This is a genomic window from Vibrio limimangrovi (assembly GCF_054064025.1).
The window spans coordinates 1-538 of the sequence record NZ_JBSUGF010000047.1 but is presented as its reverse complement, the minus strand read 5'-3'; the positions used below and the strand labels follow the sequence as shown (position 1 = coordinate 538).

Genomic DNA, 538 nt, shown 5'->3' with positions numbered 1-538 from the left:
AGAATAAAAGCAGAGTTATCTCACTCTGCTTTAGGGACTGGACAAGATTGACCACTTAATTAATGTAATTGGTATTAGTATGCGACTGGGATTCGATTTCCCTGAAATGGAAACTAAGCGCCATAAACGACAAAAGCCTAGTCTTTCGACTAGGCTTTCTAATAAGAACCTGGCGATGTTCTACTCTCACATGGGGAAACCCCACACTACCATCGACGCTATTTCGTTTCACTTCTGAGTTCGGAATGGAAGTCAGGTGGGTCCAAAATGCTATGGTCGCCAAGTAAAATTCTTTTTAAAGTGGTGCTGATACCCAGAATCGAACTGGGGACCTCATCCTTACCAAGGATGCGCTCTACCGCCTGAGCTATATCAGCATCAAGATGTCTCGTAAGACTAAAAAAGCCCGTTCTTTCAAACGGGCTCTTTAATTGTTGTCTTCACCTTAATAAAGGTGAAGACCAAAATTAAAGCCTGGCGATGTCCTACTCTCACATGGGGAAACCCCACACTACCATCGGCGCTATTTCGTTTCACT

At 43.7% G+C, this 538-nt stretch carries 1 tRNA gene and 1 rRNA gene; both read right to left on the bottom strand.

Going from position 1 to position 538, the window contains the following annotated elements:
- Positions 1-167: 167 nt before the first annotated feature.
- Positions 168-284, bottom strand: a 5S ribosomal RNA gene (rrf, locus tag ACWYU8_RS22035).
- A gap of 17 nt (positions 285-301) precedes the next feature.
- Positions 302-377, bottom strand: a tRNA-Thr gene (locus tag ACWYU8_RS22030).
- Between the last annotated feature and the right edge of the window lie 161 nt (positions 378-538).